Consider the following 17,940-nt stretch of genomic DNA (forward strand, 5'->3'; position numbering starts at 1 on the left):
ATTACCTGCCTTTACTAAGTAGTGACTCCACATATTGACGAGTCCTATTATCTGTTTCTTGTATTGTCTCAAGGTCTGGCGTACTGACATTAGACAACTCTTGCATAGCACGTTCAATCATCTCTTCAATCTCAAGAAACGAGATATGACCATTCAAGAATAGCTCAACCGCTTTTTCGTTCGCAGCATTTAAAACCGTCGGCATCAAGCCTCCTGCTTTCCCTGCTTGAAATGCCAGTTTTAAACACCTGAACCGGTCGTAGTCCATTTCTTGAAAATGTAACTTCCCAACTTCCCATAAGTTTAACCTTTTCCCGTTTATTAATTCAAGCCGATCGGGATATGTAAGAGCGTACTGTATCGGCACTCTCATATCTGGTTGTCCCAAATGAGCGATAATGCTTGTATCAACAAACTCTACCATAGAGTGTATGATACTTTCCTTATGTAAAATGACGTCTATTTTCGAATAATCAAAGGAAAATAACCAGTGAGCTTCAATAACTTCTAACCCTTTATTCATCATTGTTGCGGAATCAATCGTTATTTTCGCACCCATAGACCAGTTTGGATGATTTAAAGCTTCCTGCACTGTAACTTTTTTTAATTCTTCACGAGTTCGGTCTCTAAAACTTCCACCAGAAGCAGTCAATATCAACTTCTCTACACGGTTTAGGTCTTCACCGTTTAAGCACTGATAGATCGCTGAATGTTCTGAATCGACCGGAAGAATAGGTACGTTGTGTTTTTTCGCTTTTTCCATAACAAGGTGACCTGCAGTCACAAGTGTTTCTTTATTAGCTAAAGCGATCGTTTTTTTTGCTTCGATTGCTTTTAATGTAGGAAGTAAGCCTACACTACCGATTACTGCGTTCACAACAACCGTTGAATCTGTAGAAACCGCGGCTTCAATCAATCCATCCATCCCTGAGACAACTTTTGTTGATGAATTCACCTTAGACCGAAGTACTTTTGCATCTTCTTCGTTTTGAACGGCACAAATTTCAGGCTGGAATTGCTGTATGATTTTTTCAGCAGCCTCAATATTCTTACCTACAGACATCGAACTTAATTTGAACTTTTGTGGATGAGAGGCGATCACATCTAAGGTCTGAATGCCGATCGAACCTGTTGCACCAAGTAAACTAACTGATTTCATACAATACCTCCTAGCGTTATCCTATCAAATGAAGCACGTGAAGCAACGGGAATACAAACAACGCACTGTCTAGTCTATCTAATATCCCACCATGACCAGGAAGTAAAGTACCAGAATCTTTTACATCGTAGATTCGTTTGAATGCCGATTCTGCCAAGTCACCAATCTGACCAAATATGCCTACGACAAGTGAGATAAGTAGAATATTAAATATCGACATATCAACGAAATGAGTGAAATAGCTGATCACCCCTACAACGATACTAAAGAAGATTCCGCCAACTGCACCTTCTATCGTTTTGTTTGGGGAGATAACCGGCCAAAGTTTTCGCTTTCCAATCGATTTCCCAACAAAATATGCTCCAGAGTCAGTCGCCCAAATCATGAATAGTATCAAGAATAGTAGCTGGACACCGTCCTCTAATATTCTCGTTTCTAGTAGATAGAAAAAGCCAAATCCTACATAAATAGAACTAAATAGTACAAAAGAAATATGATTGTAATCTGTATTGTTCTTTTGTATGACCGTTACGACTAGCAGCAGAAGAACTGCAAGTATAATGGCATCAGTTTTAGTAAAGGGTTCTAATGAACTCATCCAATCTTCTGGCAATGCCACCAAGACTGCTAAAAGATAGCCGATTCCCCCGACGAAACTTCGCTCCATCCCTTTCATACGTAATAATTCAAACATGCCAATCCCAGTTAGCAATAGTATTAATAGTGAGAACGGCCAGCTTCCATAAAGGGTAATCCCTATAAATAAAACGGCTGCGATTACACCTGTTATTATCCGTTGTTTCATAAGTCCTCCTTAATTAAACACCGCCATACCGCCTGCCTCGTCCGGCAAATTGTGATACAGCTTCTCTTAAATGCTCCTCAGAAAAATCTGGCCATAACACTTCAGTAAACCAAAATTCAGAATACGCAAGCTGCCATAGCATAAAGTTACTTAATCGAACTTCACCGCTTGTACGAATCAATAAATCAGGGTCCTTTAGATCATGCGTCATTAAATGCTGCTCGATCATAGAATCATCAATATCTGAAGGCTCTAATCTTCCTTGTTTAACTTCAGAAGCCAATGCTTTTACTGCAGCTGTAATCTCATCACGACTGCCATAATTAAGAGCGAAGTTTAAGATTAACCCTGTATTGTTCTTCGTCTTGTTAATCGCCTCATCTACTGCTTTAACAGTATGAAGGGGCAATAACTCTTTTTTACCCATTATTCGCACTTGTACGTTCTCTTTAATCAAATCTGGCAGAAAAGTATTTAAAAATTCTCCAGGAAGCTTCATTAAAAAGTCGACTTCTTCACGTGGCCGTTTCCAATTTTCAGTTGAAAACGCATAAAGGGTCAGCACTTCAATCCCAATCTTATTCGCTTCTTTAACGATTTTCCGAACTGTTTTCATCCCTTCATGATGTCCGGCAATTCGTGGCATCGCTCGTTTCCTTGCCCACCGACCATTACCATCCATAATAATAGCTACATGTTTAGGGATGTTTTCTTCTTTAAATGTATGATTCTCTGGACTTTTTTTCTTAAAGAAAAGCTTGTCAAGCATGTATAAGCCTCCATCTTCTTAGACTTCATAGAATCAACCTCTATAAGAGATTTTCTCCTAATGCCTATCACCACTTATCAATTTAAATCTAGCAAAATGGCGATATTGTCTAATAAAAAAGCCCCCTTTTATAGAGGGCTTTTTATATTTAATTGTACATGGAAAAGCTTTATACTTCCATGATTTCTTTTTCTTTAGCAGAACTTACAGAATCAGCTTCAGCTGTGTATTTATCAGTAAGCTTTTGAACATCATCGTTATAACGGCGTAGTTCATCTTCTGTAATCTCAGCTTCTTTTTCAAGTTTCTTCAAATCATCATTCGCATCGCGGCGAACGTTTCTTAAAGCTACTTTCGCTTCTTCAGCAAACTTCTTAACAAGTTTAACTAATTCTTTTCTGCGCTCTTCTGTTAGAGCTGGAATCGCAATACGAATCACTTGCCCATCGTTAGAAGGTGTTAGACCAAGATCAGACTTTAGGATCGCCTTTTCAATATCTGCCATTGCAGATTTGTCGTAAGGCTGAATAACTAAAAGTCTAGCTTCTGGAGTGGTTACACCTGCTAATTGATTGATTGGTGTTTGAGTTCCGTAGTAATCAACTTGTACTCGGTCTAATAGAGAAGGATTTGCTCTACCTGCACGAAGTGTTGAATATTCGCGTCTTAGAGCTCCGATTGCTTTTTGCATCTTTTCTTCTGCTTGAGTTAAAACTTCTTTTGCCATTAGTTTCTCCCCCTTATAACGGTTCCAATTTTTTCTCCAGCAACTGCTCGTTTGATGTTTCCTTCTTCCATGATCGAGAAAACAACTAACGGGATGTCATTGTCCATACATAGTGACGAAGCTGTTGTATCCATTACAGCTAGTCCGTCTTTTAAAAGATCAAGATAAGATAATGTCGTATACTTCACTGCATTCTCATCCAACTTCGGATCTGCAGAATACACGCCATCCACGTTGTTCTTAGCCATCAAGATGACTTCCGCTTCAATTTCTGCTGCTCTCAGTGCTGCTGTCGTATCGGTTGAGAAATACGGGTTACCCGTTCCTGCTGCAAATATGACAACGCGCTTTTTTTCAAGGTGACGAATGGCTTTTCTTCTGATATAAGGTTCTGCAACCTGACGCATTTCTATTGATGTTTGTACTCTTGTTTGAACCCCGATGTTTTCAAGACTGTCTTGAAGAGCTAATGAATTCATAACTGTAGCAAGCATGCCCATATAATCTGCTGAGGCACGGTCCATTCCCATCTCACTACCCGTCTTACCGCGCCATAGGTTTCCGCCGCCTACAACTACAGCAACTTCTACGTCGAGTTCAACGATTTCTTTTACTTGTTCAGCAATTGACTGAACGATTTTTGGATCGATTCCAGAAGTTTGTTCACCTGCTAATGCCTCTCCGCTTAATTTCAAGACGACTCGTTTATATTTTGAAGTAGTCATTTGTCCCTCCATCACCTAAAAAAATGTATTTACCTGGTTTTCAAGGCTGTTTATTCTAAAAAAAGCTTCGTTGCTTTGTGAAAGTGGTTGATTTCCGTTTCAGGTGCATGCTTTCCGCGGGGCGACCGGTGAGCCACTTGCCGCTTTGCGCCTCTAAGTGTCTCACCTGACCGCTTGTCCCGCAGGAGTCTTGCACCTTACACTACAATCAACAACTAAAGATGTTTTGTAAAACACTTAAGCAAAAATTTTTAAGTAAGTATAGCCATTATGAAACTCAGGTTATTTCTGTAAAAAAAGAGGAACACAACGTGCTCCCCTCTTTTTCAAACTGTGCTTACTTTTTAACTTGAGACATTACTTCTTCAGCGAAGTTGTCTTCACGCTTTTCAAGACCTTCTCCTACTTCAAAGCGAATGAAGGCTTTAACAGTAGCACCTTTGGAAGCTACATATTTACCTACTTTTTGGTCTGGATCTTTAATGAAAGATTGGTCGTTTAAGCAAATATCTTCGAAATATTTACCAAGACGTCCTTCTACCATTTTAGCTACGATGTTTTCAGGCTTTCCTTCGTTAAGTGCTTGTTCAGTTAACACTTTACGCTCACGTGATACTTCTTCTTCACTAACTTCGTCACGAGAGATGTATTTAGGGTTTACTGCTGCAACGTGCATAGAAACGTCTTTTGCAACTTCTTCTTCTGTAGTCCCTTCAACAACTGAAAGAACTCCAATACGACCACCCATGTGTAGGTATGCGCCGAATGCTGCATTGTCGTCTTTTTTCAAGATTTCGAAACGACGAAGAGTAAGTTTTTCACCGATTTTTGCAATTGCAGCGTTGATGTAATCATTTACAGTAGTTCCGTTAAACTCAGAAGCCAATGCATCTTCAACAGAAGCAGGTTCTGTAGCCAACAAGTGGTTACCAAGTTCAGCGATTAAGTTTTTGAAGTTTTCGTTTTTTGCAACGAAATCTGTTTCAGAGTTTACTTCAAGGATTACTGCTTTGTTGCCTTCAACGATTACAGAAGTTAAACCTTCTGCAGCGATACGGTCAGCTTTCTTAGCAGCTTTCGCGATCCCTTTTTCACGAAGGTAATCAATTGCCGCCTCCATGTTACCATCTGTTTCAGTTAATGCTTTCTTACAATCCATCATACCTGCGCCAGTTTTCTCACGCAATTCTTTAACCATTTGTGCTGTAATAGCCATGTGTTTTTGCCTCCTTATGGGATATGTAGTGCTAGTTGTGCTTTTACATAAAAAGGGTGATAAAGGGTCATCCCCTCTACCACCCTTGAGCATTCCATTTAATTAAGCAGTAGTTTCTTCTTCAGCTGCTTCTGCTACTTCTTCTCCGCCTTGGTTAGCTTCGATGATAGCATCTGCCATCTTACCAGTAAGAAGTTTAACTGCACGAATTGCATCATCGTTACCAGGGATAACGTGATCAACTTCGTCCGGATCACAGTTCGTATCAACGATAGCGATGATCGGGATGTTTAATTTACGAGCTTCTGCAATCGCAATGCGCTCTTTACGAGGGTCAACTACGAATAATGCGTCAGGAAGCTTGTTCATGTCTTTAATTCCGCCTAGGAACTTTTCAAGACGATCCATTTCCTTTTTAAGAAGAATAACTTCTTTCTTAGGAAGTACTTCAAAAGTACCGTCTTCTTGCATTTTTTCAAGATCTTTTAAGCGGTTGATACGCTTGCGAATTGTACCGAAGTTTGTTAATGTTCCACCTAACCAACGTTGGTTGATGTAGTACATGTCAGAACGTTCAGCTTCTTCCTTTACTGAATCTTGAGCTTGTTTCTTAGTTCCTACGAAAAGGATCTTTCCACCGTCAGCTGCGATGTTACGCATAACATTGTAGCACTCTTCAACTTTCTTTACTGTCTTTTGAAGATCGATGATGTAGATACCGTTTCTTTCTGTGAAAATGTAACGAGACATTTTCGGATTCCAACGGCGAGTCTGATGACCAAAGTGTACACCAGCTTCTAACAATTGTTTCATTGAAATTACTGCCATAATGGCACCTCCTAGGTTTGTTTACCTCCGTTTGTTTCACCTTTGAGCAATAACTGACTTAGTCAGCACCACATTACTCAAATCCGCAAACGTGTGTGATTAACACCGAGAAATAATATAACATGTTTCGTGCAATTTCTGCAAGTCTTTTTGCTTGTTATCGATAAAATTTTAAAAGTAACTCTACTTCGCCTTTACCTCTTTGAAGCATTTTTGCAATTTCTTCAGCATTATATCCTTCTTGAGCTAATGTTAATACTTCGTTCGTATCTTTAGATAAGTGATCATCTAGAGAAGTATTGTCAGTTTGGGTCTCTACAGATTGGATTGGAGAATTCTCATTAACCACTGTCGAATGATATTTCTGCTGTTGCTCTTCTGTGAATTTTAAAATCATCTTATGCAAACGTTCATTTTCAAGCTTCATCTCTTCTGAGAACAGCTCCAGAAGTTCTTCTACCTCTTCACTTATTCTTGTGTCATTTGAGGCACTCTGCTGCTGTAGTTTTTTGCGCAAATTAAAAACAGAATAAAGACAGACTACATTTAATAAGAAACTTAGAAAAACTAAGGCGTACATCACATTCATCCTAACCTGTATAATCAATTTTCTTCCCTTTATAAGGATGACTCTGACTTCTAGAACTCGTCTTTTCTTGTTGTTGATTTGATTGAAACAAGCCTGCATCAGCCGCTTCTTTCTGATTGACCCGTTTCGATTCATTCTTGTCTTTCTTACGTATTTCTTCTGTGGTCTGCTGTTGTTGTAGAAGTCCTCTGTTCATTAGATCTAGACTTGCTTTTGACGCATCAACTGTTCTTGGAATTGCAACTTGAAGCTCTATTAATTTCAGACTCACAGCATCCACATCCAATTCTTATAGGGAGTGAACAACAATTTCTTTCTCTTCTATAAATACTTTTGCAGCATTAAATGGAGATTGAATTTTTCGTTTGTATTTTCCAATACAGATCTCAACATTAGGGTGAAGCGTGCCTTTTATATTTATAGATGAGTTTGAAGAACTTTTACATCTTTGGATTTTCTTTTGTAGGTCAACGATTTCGTGTTTCGCTTGAGAGATTGTATTAATGATACGATTAATCGTTTGTCGTTCTGAATTTTTCTGAATCAACACAGTCTTTAAATGATTTAATTTCTCTAAATTTGTTTGCAGTTCAAGAATTTTTTGTTCGTATTTTAAGATATCGCTCTCCATTTTAGCATTTGTTTTTATGTGTAATAGCGTTTTGGAGTACGTTTCATTGCCTATATCAATCGCTGATATTCCGTTCCCAGCAATACATGTACCACCCGATATATTCCCTTTTCCGCTTGTACATGTAACAGTCAATTCTGCCTCACAATAACTGTGTAGAATCGTTTGAGCTACCATTATATTTCCATTGGCGTAGACATTTCCTTGACTAATATACAGTGAAGTAAAGTCTCCTCCACAACGGATCGTTCCTTTACCTTGGCCTAAGACACCACCACCGATAACAACGTTTCCGTCTGTATTGATATCTGCTGCTTCTACGACTCCTTCGATCCTCACATCACCTTTTGCTGATATTTTAAATCCGGAAGGAACATCGCCCGTTATATGAACATTTCCAACAAAATCTATGTGACCAGTCTTTAAGGAAACATCTCCATTCACTCGATAAACAGGATAAATATTTACTCTGTTCTTTTGAAAGGTTACTTCCCCGCTTGCTGAAGCATAAACGTATTGCTCTGATTCGTTAAATACGGTGTTCATACCATTTTTCACTAGCAGATCATTTCCTTTTTTTGCAGATAGCACTTTTCCGAAAACACTTATTCCTGCGATGCCTTCTGTAGCATTTACTTTTCTTGCTAAGATCTCTCCGAACTCAGCTGTTGGAATTGTAAAAAGTCGTTTAAAATCCAGCTTCGCATTTTCGTTGATCGTAACGACTTTCTCATTTGAGATAGACGGTATAAGTCTTGCAGGTTCTCCGTCCTTCGGTAGTTTTCCTTTTGCGATTTCAGCCGGGAAAATAAATGTATCTAGATTCTCAGCTATCAAACTCAAAACTTCATTTCGAATTCCATGTCGTATACCTTTTGATTCGACCCAAGCTAAAAGACTCGAAAATGTGACTTCTCCAGATGGGATTTCAACTTCTTTTTTTAATAAAAGAGCCTGCGTTTCATTATCTTCATATTTAATATGAAACCATTGATCCATATCCCTACCCCTTACATATATCGTTGTAGAACCTGTCGAATTCTAAAGAGTGCTTTTGAGTGTATTTGAGATATTCTGGATGTCGATAGACCAAGTACTTGACCGATTTCAGTCAATGTTAATTCTTCAAAGTAGAACAAACTCACTACAAGCTGCTCTTTTTCAGATAATTCCTTGATCACTAATGCAAGTTCGCCATGAAGTTCTTCTTGCAGCAAACTATTTTCAGGTGTAATCGCTTTTTTATCTTCAATTGTATAACTAACTTTTTCACGACTTTCTGTTTCTTTATTCTCTTCATCGATCGATAATACATTAGCAAGAAAACTTTCAGACATTACGGTTGTTACTTCATTTTCTGAGTATCCTAATTCATCAGCAACTTCTTTCGCGCTTACAGAACGCAGATTTTCTTGTTCTAACCTCTCAATGGCAGCTTCAACTTTTTTCGTTTTTTCTCTTAAACTTCTTGGCAGCCAATCTTCTCTTCTTAAGCCGTCCAAAATAGCACCACGAACTCGAAATGATGCGTATGTATCAAATTTCAGGTCTCTTTCAGGCTCAAATTTTTTTAGAGCATCGTATAACCCTAGCATACCGAGGGATCGGAGTTCATCTTTGTTAACACTTTTCGGCAAACCAACCGATATACGTTGTACATGATAATTGACAAGTGGTAAATATGCACGCATCAGTTCGTCACCTGCTTCTCGATCACGACTAGTGTTCCACTTTTCCCAGCAAGATTGTTCTTCTACTAAAGATGGCTCCGTCATGGTAATCCTCCTCGTTTTTTTTGTGAACTTCTAAATTACTTTCGTTCCTGCATTAACTGTTTTAATCGTTAGTAATGTGTTCTCTGGATTGAACTCAATGGTTCTGCCACTCGAGCCTCCTACATCACTTGCTAGTAAAGGAATTTTCAGAGCAGACAACTCTTCTTTGACACGTTCTACGTTTCTTGGGCCGATTCGCATCATTTCACTTCCGGATGAGAACTTAAACATCTGCGCGCCGCCAGCAATTTTTGCTTTTAGCGCTTTTCCGTTAGCACCACTCTTGATCAGCATGTCGTATAAACTCTTGATTGCTGTATCCGCATACTTTCCTTCATTCAATGTGGGAGTTTTTGATAAAGACGAATCCGGAAGCATGATATGCGCCATCCCTGCCATTTTTTTTACTTGATCGAAAAGTATAACGCCCACACATGAACCAAGACCTGTTGTTCTAATTGTGTTTGGAGGGGAAACGACGTTTATATCAGCGATTCCAACTTTTATGATTTCACTCATCCAACGGAACTCCTAATGCTTCAAAAATTTTTGAGAAGGAAAGAGGATCAGGCAACAAGAAGAAGTGACCTTTTACCTCGTCTTGTCTTTCTATATCTGTAAAAGCAGTATCAATAACAATGGCATAATCGCTCACAGTGGAAATTTCGAAAAGTCCAAAACTCAAGATTGCCCCTGCCATATCAATACTTGTTGCAGGTACTGATGGCTGTAAATTCAACCCTGTGAAATCAGAGAACGATGTTAGATATGAGCCTGATAGAATGTTTCCCACTTCCTGAAGAGCAGATAATGAGATGTCAGATTCTTCTCCGTTTGTTAACTTCACTGTCTGGCCGATTAATAAGTCTTCTAAAAGCTGCTCAGCTTGCTCAACTGGAAGCATGAAGAACATACATCCAGGAGCATCGCCAACGATTCTCAAGAAAACAGATGCCACAACGTTCTCTGCTCCGCCAACCATCTCAGATATCTCTTCAAATGAGATCACGTTTACTGAAGGAACTTTCATATCAACAGCTTTGTTCAGCATCGTTGATAAGGCTGTGGCTGCATGTCCTGCTCCAATGTTTCCGATCTCTCGTAAGACATCCAGATGAATCGGCTGAATTTTTAAAAAATCCATCTCAAAGGATACTCTCCTTTGTAGGTTGAACATCCAACTTTTCTGGATTCAACACCTTCACAAGGTCGAGCAAGATCAATAGTCGCTTTTCAATCTTCGCAACCCCATGGATATACTCTGCATCTACACCACCTACTACTTCAGGAGGAGGCTCGATCGACTCTTTATCCAGATCGATTACATCGTTTGCTGCATCGACAATCAGTCCAGCTTCAATGGAACCTACTGAAACAATGATGATGCGAGTTGTATCCGTATGACTTACTTCTTCAATTTCGAATCGTGAACGCAGATCGATAATGGGAGTAACGACTCCTCTTAAGTTAATTACCCCTTTTACGAAAGAAACTGTTCTTGGAATTCTCGTAATCGGTTGCATTCTTTCAATCGATTTTACGTGCTGAACAGGAACTGCATATTCTTCATCTTTTAATTGAAATATGATCACTTTTTCTTCATTCATCATGATTAACCACCTTATTTTATGAGTGCATTGCAATCGAGAATTAATGCTACTTGTCCATCTCCTAGAATCGTTGCACCAGAGATAGCAAATACAGATGTCAAATACTGACCAAGTGATTTCAAGACAATTTCTTGCTGTCCAATAAACGAATCAACGACTAATGCTGCCATCTTGTCACCTTTTCTCACTACCACTACAGGAACGTGCTGACTGGCTTCAGTTGAACCAGGGACTTCAAAAATGTCCTTCATGTTTACAAGCGGTACGACTTTACCTCTAAAATCAATCACTTTCTGATTATGAGCTGAAAGAATATCTTCTTTCTTAATAATGGCCGTTTCAATAATTGATGATAGTGGAATCGCATATTTCTCACGACTAATTTCAACGAGCATAACTGACATGATTGATAAAGTAAGAGGAAGCTGTATGGAAAAAATCGTCCCAGAGCCTTCGGTTGAATCGACAGCGATAGAACCACCTAACGATTCAATCTTATTCTTCACAACATCTAATCCCACTCCACGGCCTGAAATGTCAGAAACAACATCGGCTGTAGAAAAGCCTGAAGCGAACAATAATTCAAAACACTGTTTATCGGTCAAATTTTCAGACATTTCTTTCGTGATGACCCCATTTTCAATCGCCTTACTCAATACCTTTTGCTTATTTATACCCGCTCCATCATCTTGAATCTCTATAAACACATGATTTCCGCTATGAAATGCTCTTAAATAGATGGTCCCCGTTTCATTTTTGCCTTTAGAAGAGCGTTCCCCTGGGTTTTCGATGCCATGGTCAATCGAGTTTCGAAGTAGATGAACAAGCGGATCACCGATCTCATCGATTACGGTTCGATCAAGCTCAGTCTCAGCACCTACGATCTCAAGGTTTACTTTTTTACCGAGATCTTTCGCTAATCCTCTTATCATCCTTGGAAAGCGATTGAAAACTTGTTCTACCGGTACCATTCTCATCGTCAGGATAATATTTTGAAGGTCTCCTGAAACACGAGACATTCGTTCAACCGTTTCATTGAGTTCCATGCTTTTTAATGATTTCGATATCTCTTCAAGCCGTCCTCGGTCAATAACGAGTTCCTCAAACAAGTTCATGAGCTGATCGAGCCTTTCAATATTGACACGAATCGTTTTTCCGCTGCTTCCTGAAATTGAAGTTTGTTGAGGTTCGCTTTTTTTATCTTCTAGTTTCACTTCTTGTTGCTCTAATTTATCATTCTTGTCGCTCTCAGTGTTTGACGAGATGTTGAGTTTATCTGCTTGAATGTCAACCACTTCTACTACATCTACCTCAGACACTTTTAAGATACGTTCCTGTACGTTTTCGGCGGACTCTTTCGTGAGGATGGAAAGAGTAAAATGAGTTCCGAATTGTTCTGTTTCAAGCATGTCTACTGCTGGCATCGTTTTTATGATCTCACCGATCTGTTCGATCACTTCGAAGACCATATATACTCTTGCAGCTTTTAAGATACAGTCGTCCCTTAATGAGATCGAAAGCTCGTAAGCGTTAAATCCTTGTTCTTTTGATTGAATGATAATTTGCTTTTCATATTGATCATAAGCATGTAACGACTCTGCTTCCTTTATTGATTCAGCTTGAATCATCTTTGGAGCTTCTCCCTTTTCAAGGGCCTCTAAATCTCTCACTGTCTTCGTCACATCACGTTTACCGCTTCCACCTTCTGAAATCTCCACTACCATCGCTTCTAAATGATCAAGCGACGCGAACAGAACATCTAGGACAGAAGATGAAACTTCTATTTTGTTGTTTCGAATCGCATCAAGAACATTTTCCATACAGTGCGTAAGATTGGCCAGATCTTCATAACCCATCGTAGCTGACATTCCTTTTAACGTATGAGCAGAACGAAATATCTCATTTACAATTGAAAGCTCTCCTGGTCTTTTCTCTAGCAGCAGCACTTGTTGATTAATAGATTGTAAATGCTCTTTGCTTTCCTCAATGAATATGTCAAGATATTGTGTCATTTCCATCGTATAATTCCTCCTAATTTACAAATGGTTCTGAATAGCTAATCCAATTGACTCTAAATGAACAACTTCATCTACTTTTTTAGTGAGAACCGCGGCTTTTGGCATTCCATAAACGATGCAAGATTCTTCAGCTTCCGCAATAACTACGGTTGAACCAGCTTCTTTTAAGTCTACGATTCCATTTGTACCGTCGGAGCCCATTCCAGTCATTATGACAACGACCTTTTGATAGTTTTTAAGCTTGCAGGCTGAACTGAAAAGTACATTAACCGCTGGTCGATGACCTCCTACTGGAGCATCACTATCTAACGAAACATATAACCGTCCCATTTTTTCGTATAGTCGAACATGAAAACCGCCGGGTGCGATGTAAACATGACCTTTTTGTAGCCGTTCATGATGCTCAGCCTCTTTTACAGAGATGTCTGATAGTGAATTCAATCGATCTGCTAATGATTTCGTAAATCCTGCTGGCATATGTTGAACGACAACAACAGGTGCATCCAGGTCTATAGGTAGCTTAGTAATCACTTGTTGTAAAGCTCTTGGGCCGCCTGTAGATGTACCTATTAAGACTAGCTTCTCTCTATGATCAATTCTGTTTGATCTTTTAGGCACTTTGTTTTCAAATGTATAAGGCGACAGTGTTTTTTTTGTTACAATATTCGCTTTAGAGGAAGCGATCACTTTTTCTATCAAACTAGTCTTTACCTTATGTAAATCTAAGGATATTGCTCCTGATGGCTTAGCGATAAAATCAATAGCTCCTGCTTCCATAGCTAGAATTGTATTTTCTGCACCGACTTTTGTTGTGCTAGATAACATGATGATTGGAACAGGAAAACTCTTCATAATGGTTCTTGCTGCGTCGATCCCATTTAAAATGGGCATCTCAACATCCATCGTTATCACGTCTGGTTTTATTTTTAGTGTTTTTTCAACTGCTTCTTGTCCATTTCTTGCTGTATCGATCACCAAAATTCTAGGATCTTCGCTTAAGAACTCTTTGATCAGCTTCCTCATAAAGGCAGAATCATCCACAATTAGCACTCTGATCTGTTTCATGCAGCATCTACCTTTCTCTGAAAAATGACTTTAGCTTACCGATGAAAGACTTATAAGATACTTCTTGCTGTTTTACTGTACCAACATAGGTTTCCGCTAGCTGATATACAGCTCTGGATGCTATTGATGAAGGTTTATGAATAGAAAAGGGAATCTGTTTTTTCACAGCATGTAATACATCCTGATCCATCGGTATCTTACCTAAACAGATCAGCTCTTTTTTCAAAAACTGTTTACAAACATGACTTAACTTTTCAACCGTTTCTTTTCCTTCTCTCACATTTTCATATCGATTGATGACCAAATAAAAGGGCAGGTCCTTATCTTTCATATAAATGAATTTCATCATAGAATATGCATCTGTTAGTGAGGTGATCTCAGGTGTAGCTATCACCAATATCTCATGACTGGAAAGTACAAATTTTAAAGCTGTTTCTGTTGCACCTGCACCCATGTCTAAAAAAATATAGTCATAAAACCTCTCTAATTCTTCCAGTTGCTTCATAAAGTGTACCAACATGTCATCCGTTATTCTTGTAAGCGAACCGAAATTCCTTCCGCCGGCAATCGTATGAAGTCCGTCTTTACCCTCTTCGATGATCTCCCATACGGATAATTGATTCTGCAGCATATCCATCATATGCTTGTCAGATCTTCTGCCTAGAATCAAATCTACATTTCCCATACCTATATCAAGATCTAGTACTAACACACGTTTTTTCATTTCAACCAATGAAAGAGCAAGATTCACCGTGACGTTCGTTTTACCCACTCCACCTTTACCACTGACTACAGAGATAACTCTTGCACTGTTTGATGAGGCAGAGACTAATTGTTTACGAAGACTTATCGCTTGATCAAGCATGAAGTAGCTTTTCCTTTACTAGAGCCTGAACAAGTTCATCCGCGTCAGCCTCAAACATGTCATCAGGTACGTTCTGGCCATTCGTAACATATCCGATCGGTACACTGTTTAAGATTGCAAGATTCAATAATGAACCGTACGTCGTCGTTTCATCTTTCTTCGTAAATATCACCTTATGAACCGGCAGACTCTTAAACTGACTATAAATCGTCTCCATATCCCGGTATTTTGAAGTTAAAGAAAGAACGAGATAGTTTTTCATATCTTTATCAAAATGAATGATACGTTGCAATTCTTCGATGTAAAAACGATTTAAGAAGTTTCTGCCTGCCGAATCTACGAGGACTAGATCATAATCTTCAAACTTTTCCTTAGCCTTCTTAAAATCATCAGCAGTATAAGCGACTTCACATGGTATGTTTAATATCTCAGCGTACGTTTTTAGTTGGTCGATAGCTGCAATACGATACGTATCAGTCGTAATAAACGCCACTTTTTTTCCGTCTTTTAAAACCGCTTTTGCTCCAATCTTCGCTATGGTTGTTGTTTTACCAACACCGGTAGGTCCGATTAAGTTTAAGAATTTTGTTTCATAATGAAAGCCGCCAAATTCGCTTTTAGCCATTCTTGCGCTTAAGTAGCTGCTGATCCATGTATTCCAGTCATAGCTGTCTCGCTCCATTTCATCGAGACTTTCGTATTTATTTGATAAAGAAGGGATGAGTTCTTCGATTATCGTTAAGTCTACTTCTTGACTTAAAAGAAAAGTTTCCCATTCTTTAATGAATGGAGCTGCATCTTCTGCAGATTTTGATTGTACGGTCAAAGAGTGAACCATCTTCTTCAGCTGACGAATTTCCTTTGTCAACTCCTCGTCCTGGAACACAGCTTGCTGTTCTTTCACATTATTCTTGTTAGTGTTCTTTGTTGGATGATAATCTACGTCTTGATCCAATCCAGCGAAAATTTCAACATTCTTCTTTGTGAAAAATCCGAAGAAGCCACCAACTTGAACCTCTCTTGTATTTAAAATGACTGCACCACTGCCCAGATCCGCTCTAACTAATTTCATAGCTTCTGGCAAGTTCTGCGCTGTATATTTCTTCACTTTCATCAGATGTTCACCACCCCTACACTTTTCACTTCGAGCTCAGGTTCCAATTCGTTGTATGATAAAACCGCGACATCAGGAAGATAACGTTCAATGAGTTGTCTTACATACATTCTTACAGCCGGTGAACATAAGAGAACAACAGATTGGTCAAAACTTCGCCCAGATTCAAGCTCAGTAGTAATGCTGTTAAAGATCACTTGAGAGTCTTGCGGATCTAAAGACAGATAATTCCCATGTTCGGTTTGCTGAACTGCATCAGCTATCTTCTTTTCCACCGAGCCGCCAAGTGTGATAACATGCAGAGGCTCATTTTCATTACTATAGCTTTTTGAGATCTGTCTGGATAAGCCTTGTCTTACATACTCTGTTAATAGATCTGTATCTTTTGTCATTTTTGCAAAATCAGCTAACGTTTCAAAAATTACCGCTAAGTTTCGAATTGAGATTCGTTCTCGTAAAAGTTTTGATAACACTTTTTGAACCTCTCCGATGGTAAGAGCATCTGGAGTTACCTCTTCCACGATCGCTGGATACGATTCTTTTAAGTGATCTACAAGTTGTTTCGTTTCTTGTCTGCCAATCAATTCGTGTGCGTGCTTCTTGATCACTTCTGTTAAATGCGTCGAGACGACTGACGGCGGATCTACGACTGTATATCCTGAGTATTCAGCTCGCTCTTTCATCTCTTCACCGATCCAAATAGCTGGTAGACCAAAAGCTGGTTCCATCGTTTCGATACCTTGCACCTCTTCATCGTCTATACCTGGGCTCATCGCTAAATAATGATCCAACAGCAGCTCACCTTTTGCGACTTGGCTGCCTTTTATTTTGATCCTGTATTCATTCGGCTGAAGCTGAATGTTGTCACGAATTCGAACGACCGGTACGATCATTCCAAGTTCTAATGCAAGCTGCCTTCTGATCATAACGATCCTATCCAACAGGTCACCGCCTTGCGAAGTGTCTGCTAATGGAATAAGACTGTAGCCGAATTCAAATTCGATCGGGTCGATCTGTAGAAGGTTCACAACAGATTCAGGGCTTTTCAGCTGTTCTGTCTGAATATCCTCTTCCACCACTTCTTCTTTTTCTTTTTGCTCACGTTCTGCTTTTAATAGAAGATAACCACCGATTGCTAAAATTCCTCCGATCGTAATCGTGAAAAAGTCATTGATCGGTGTGAACAAGCCAAGCATGATGATGGTGCCGCCAGCAACAAAAAGCATGATAGGATATGCAAGCAATTGTTTACTGATATCAAACCCTAAATTTCCTTCTGAGGCCGCACGAGTAACAATAATTCCTGTCGCTGTTGAAATGATCAGCGCAGGGATCTGAGATACTAATCCATCACCAACCGTCATTCTTGTAAACAATTCTGCACTCTCACCAAAGCTAAGGCCCATCTGAAGCATTCCGATGATGATTCCGAACAACATATTGATCAAAACGATGATTATACCTGCTATAGCATCACCTTTTACAAATTTACTCGCACCATCCATCGCTCCATAAAAATCTGCTTCGCGTTCAATCGTTTCACGTCTTTCTTTCGCTTCCCGATCTGAAATCATGCCAGCGTTTAAGTCTGCATCGATACTCATCTGCTTACCAGGCATCGCATCAAGCGTAAATCTTGCAGCTACTTCTGATACACGTTCAGATCCTTTCGTAATTACGATAAATTGAATGATGATTAGAATGAAAAATACAACGATACCAACAAGAATATTTCCACCAACTACAAATTCACCGAAAGTATGTACAACGTTTCCTGCATCTCCGGTTGAAAGGATACTCCTCGTTGTCGAAACGTTTAGCCCAAGTCTGAAAAGCGTCACTAACAATAACAATGACGGAAATATAGAAAATTGGAGAGGCTGTGTTGTATTCATGGCAATCAATATGATTAAAAGTGCCAGAGATATATTTGTTATGATTAAGAAGTCCAACATAAACGTTGGCATTGGTATGACGAGCATGGCGATAATGAGAATAACGCCCGCTAAAACACTCATGTCTCTAGCTTTCATCTGTTAACTCT

The 17,940-nt window shown here is 39.3% G+C and carries 19 protein-coding genes; all 19 read right to left on the minus strand.

The features are described from left to right. Nucleotide 1 precedes the first annotated feature (1 nt). The 19 genes from dxr to flhA all read right to left on the minus strand — a co-directional run bounded on the left by dxr (nt 2) and on the right by flhA (nt 17,929). Nucleotides 2-1,159: a 1-deoxy-D-xylulose-5-phosphate reductoisomerase gene (gene dxr, locus IHV12_RS13045; protein ID WP_197191138.1), complete on the minus strand. Its 1,158-nt coding sequence runs from the start codon at nt 1,157-1,159 to the stop codon at nt 2-4. Nucleotides 1,160-1,175: 16 nt separating this feature from the next. After that, on the minus strand, nt 1,176-1,964 hold the full coding sequence (locus IHV12_RS13050; RefSeq protein ID WP_197191139.1) for a phosphatidate cytidylyltransferase: 789 nt from the start codon (nt 1,962-1,964) through the stop codon (nt 1,176-1,178). 13 nt (nt 1,965-1,977) lie between these two features. Continuing rightward, the gene (locus IHV12_RS13055; RefSeq protein WP_197127744.1) at nt 1,978-2,733 is read right to left on the minus strand and encodes an isoprenyl transferase; all 756 of its coding nucleotides are present in this window, start codon (nt 2,731-2,733) and stop codon (nt 1,978-1,980) included. A 169-nt stretch (nt 2,734-2,902) separates the two neighbouring features. Next, complete coding sequence (gene frr / locus IHV12_RS13060) at nt 2,903-3,460, minus strand: ribosome recycling factor (RefSeq protein ID WP_137789640.1); 558 nt, start codon at nt 3,458-3,460, stop codon at nt 2,903-2,905. Beyond that, on the minus strand, nt 3,460-4,185 hold the full coding sequence (pyrH, locus tag IHV12_RS13065; protein WP_066393724.1) for a UMP kinase: 726 nt from the start codon (nt 4,183-4,185) through the stop codon (nt 3,460-3,462). Before pyrH ends, frr begins: the two co-directional genes overlap by 1 nt. A 337-nt stretch (nt 4,186-4,522) precedes the next feature. Next, nucleotides 4,523-5,401 (minus strand): translation elongation factor Ts, encoded by an 879-nt coding sequence (gene tsf, locus IHV12_RS13070; protein WP_197127743.1) that lies wholly within the window; start codon nt 5,399-5,401, stop codon nt 4,523-4,525. Between the two features lie 102 nt (nt 5,402-5,503). Beyond that, nucleotides 5,504-6,229, minus strand: a complete 726-nt coding sequence (gene rpsB, locus IHV12_RS13075) for a 30S ribosomal protein S2 (protein WP_137789641.1) — start codon at nt 6,227-6,229, stop codon at nt 5,504-5,506. A 157-nt stretch (nt 6,230-6,386) separates the two neighbouring features. Further along, a complete protein-coding gene (locus IHV12_RS13080; protein WP_197191140.1) occupies nt 6,387-6,818 on the minus strand; it encodes a DUF6115 domain-containing protein in 432 nt (143 codons plus the stop codon). 1 nt (nt 6,819) lies between these two features. Further along, nucleotides 6,820-7,089 carry a hypothetical protein gene (locus tag IHV12_RS13085; protein ID WP_197191141.1) on the minus strand — a complete coding sequence of 90 codons (270 nt, stop codon included), beginning with the start codon at nt 7,087-7,089 and terminating at the stop codon, nt 6,820-6,822. Nucleotides 7,090-7,107: 18 nt separating this feature from the next. Next, the gene (locus tag IHV12_RS13090) at nt 7,108-8,448 is read right to left on the minus strand and encodes a DUF342 domain-containing protein (RefSeq protein WP_197191142.1); all 1,341 of its coding nucleotides are present in this window, start codon (nt 8,446-8,448) and stop codon (nt 7,108-7,110) included. An 11-nt stretch (nt 8,449-8,459) separates the two neighbouring features. Then, complete coding sequence (locus tag IHV12_RS13095; RefSeq protein WP_197127739.1) at nt 8,460-9,224, minus strand: FliA/WhiG family RNA polymerase sigma factor; 765 nt, start codon at nt 9,222-9,224, stop codon at nt 8,460-8,462. 30 nt (nt 9,225-9,254) lie between these two features. Further along, nucleotides 9,255-9,743 carry a chemotaxis protein CheD gene (locus IHV12_RS13100; protein ID WP_197191143.1) on the minus strand — a complete coding sequence of 163 codons (489 nt, stop codon included), beginning with the start codon at nt 9,741-9,743 and terminating at the stop codon, nt 9,255-9,257. Continuing rightward, nucleotides 9,736-10,368, minus strand: coding sequence for a chemotaxis protein CheC (locus IHV12_RS13105; RefSeq protein WP_197127737.1), 633 nt, complete (start codon nt 10,366-10,368; stop codon nt 9,736-9,738). The genes IHV12_RS13100 and IHV12_RS13105 overlap by 8 nt, the downstream gene beginning before the upstream one ends. Before the next feature lies 1 nt (nt 10,369). Continuing rightward, nucleotides 10,370-10,834: a chemotaxis protein CheW gene (locus IHV12_RS13110; RefSeq protein ID WP_231618138.1), complete on the minus strand. Its 465-nt coding sequence runs from the start codon at nt 10,832-10,834 to the stop codon at nt 10,370-10,372. An 11-nt stretch (nt 10,835-10,845) separates the two neighbouring features. Further along, the gene (locus IHV12_RS13115; protein ID WP_197191144.1) at nt 10,846-12,852 is read right to left on the minus strand and encodes a chemotaxis protein CheA; all 2,007 of its coding nucleotides are present in this window, start codon (nt 12,850-12,852) and stop codon (nt 10,846-10,848) included. Nucleotides 12,853-12,870: 18 nt separating this feature from the next. Next, nucleotides 12,871-13,917 carry a protein-glutamate methylesterase/protein-glutamine glutaminase gene (locus IHV12_RS13120; RefSeq protein WP_197191145.1) on the minus strand — a complete coding sequence of 349 codons (1,047 nt, stop codon included), beginning with the start codon at nt 13,915-13,917 and terminating at the stop codon, nt 12,871-12,873. A gap of 7 nt (nt 13,918-13,924) precedes the next feature. Next, nucleotides 13,925-14,782 (minus strand): MinD/ParA family protein, encoded by an 858-nt coding sequence (locus IHV12_RS13125; RefSeq protein ID WP_197191146.1) that lies wholly within the window; start codon nt 14,780-14,782, stop codon nt 13,925-13,927. Beyond that, nucleotides 14,775-15,896 carry a flagellar biosynthesis protein FlhF gene (flhF, locus tag IHV12_RS13130; protein WP_197191147.1) on the minus strand — a complete coding sequence of 374 codons (1,122 nt, stop codon included), beginning with the start codon at nt 15,894-15,896 and terminating at the stop codon, nt 14,775-14,777. The genes IHV12_RS13125 and flhF overlap by 8 nt, the downstream gene beginning before the upstream one ends. Continuing rightward, complete coding sequence (gene flhA, locus IHV12_RS13135) at nt 15,896-17,929, minus strand: flagellar biosynthesis protein FlhA (RefSeq protein WP_197191148.1); 2,034 nt, start codon at nt 17,927-17,929, stop codon at nt 15,896-15,898. The genes flhF and flhA overlap by 1 nt, the downstream gene beginning before the upstream one ends. Nucleotides 17,930-17,940 lie beyond the last annotated feature (11 nt).

Source organism: Fictibacillus sp. 7GRE50, from assembly GCF_015903875.1.
GTDB lineage: Bacteria > Bacillota > Bacilli > Bacillales > Fictibacillaceae > Fictibacillus > Fictibacillus phosphorivorans.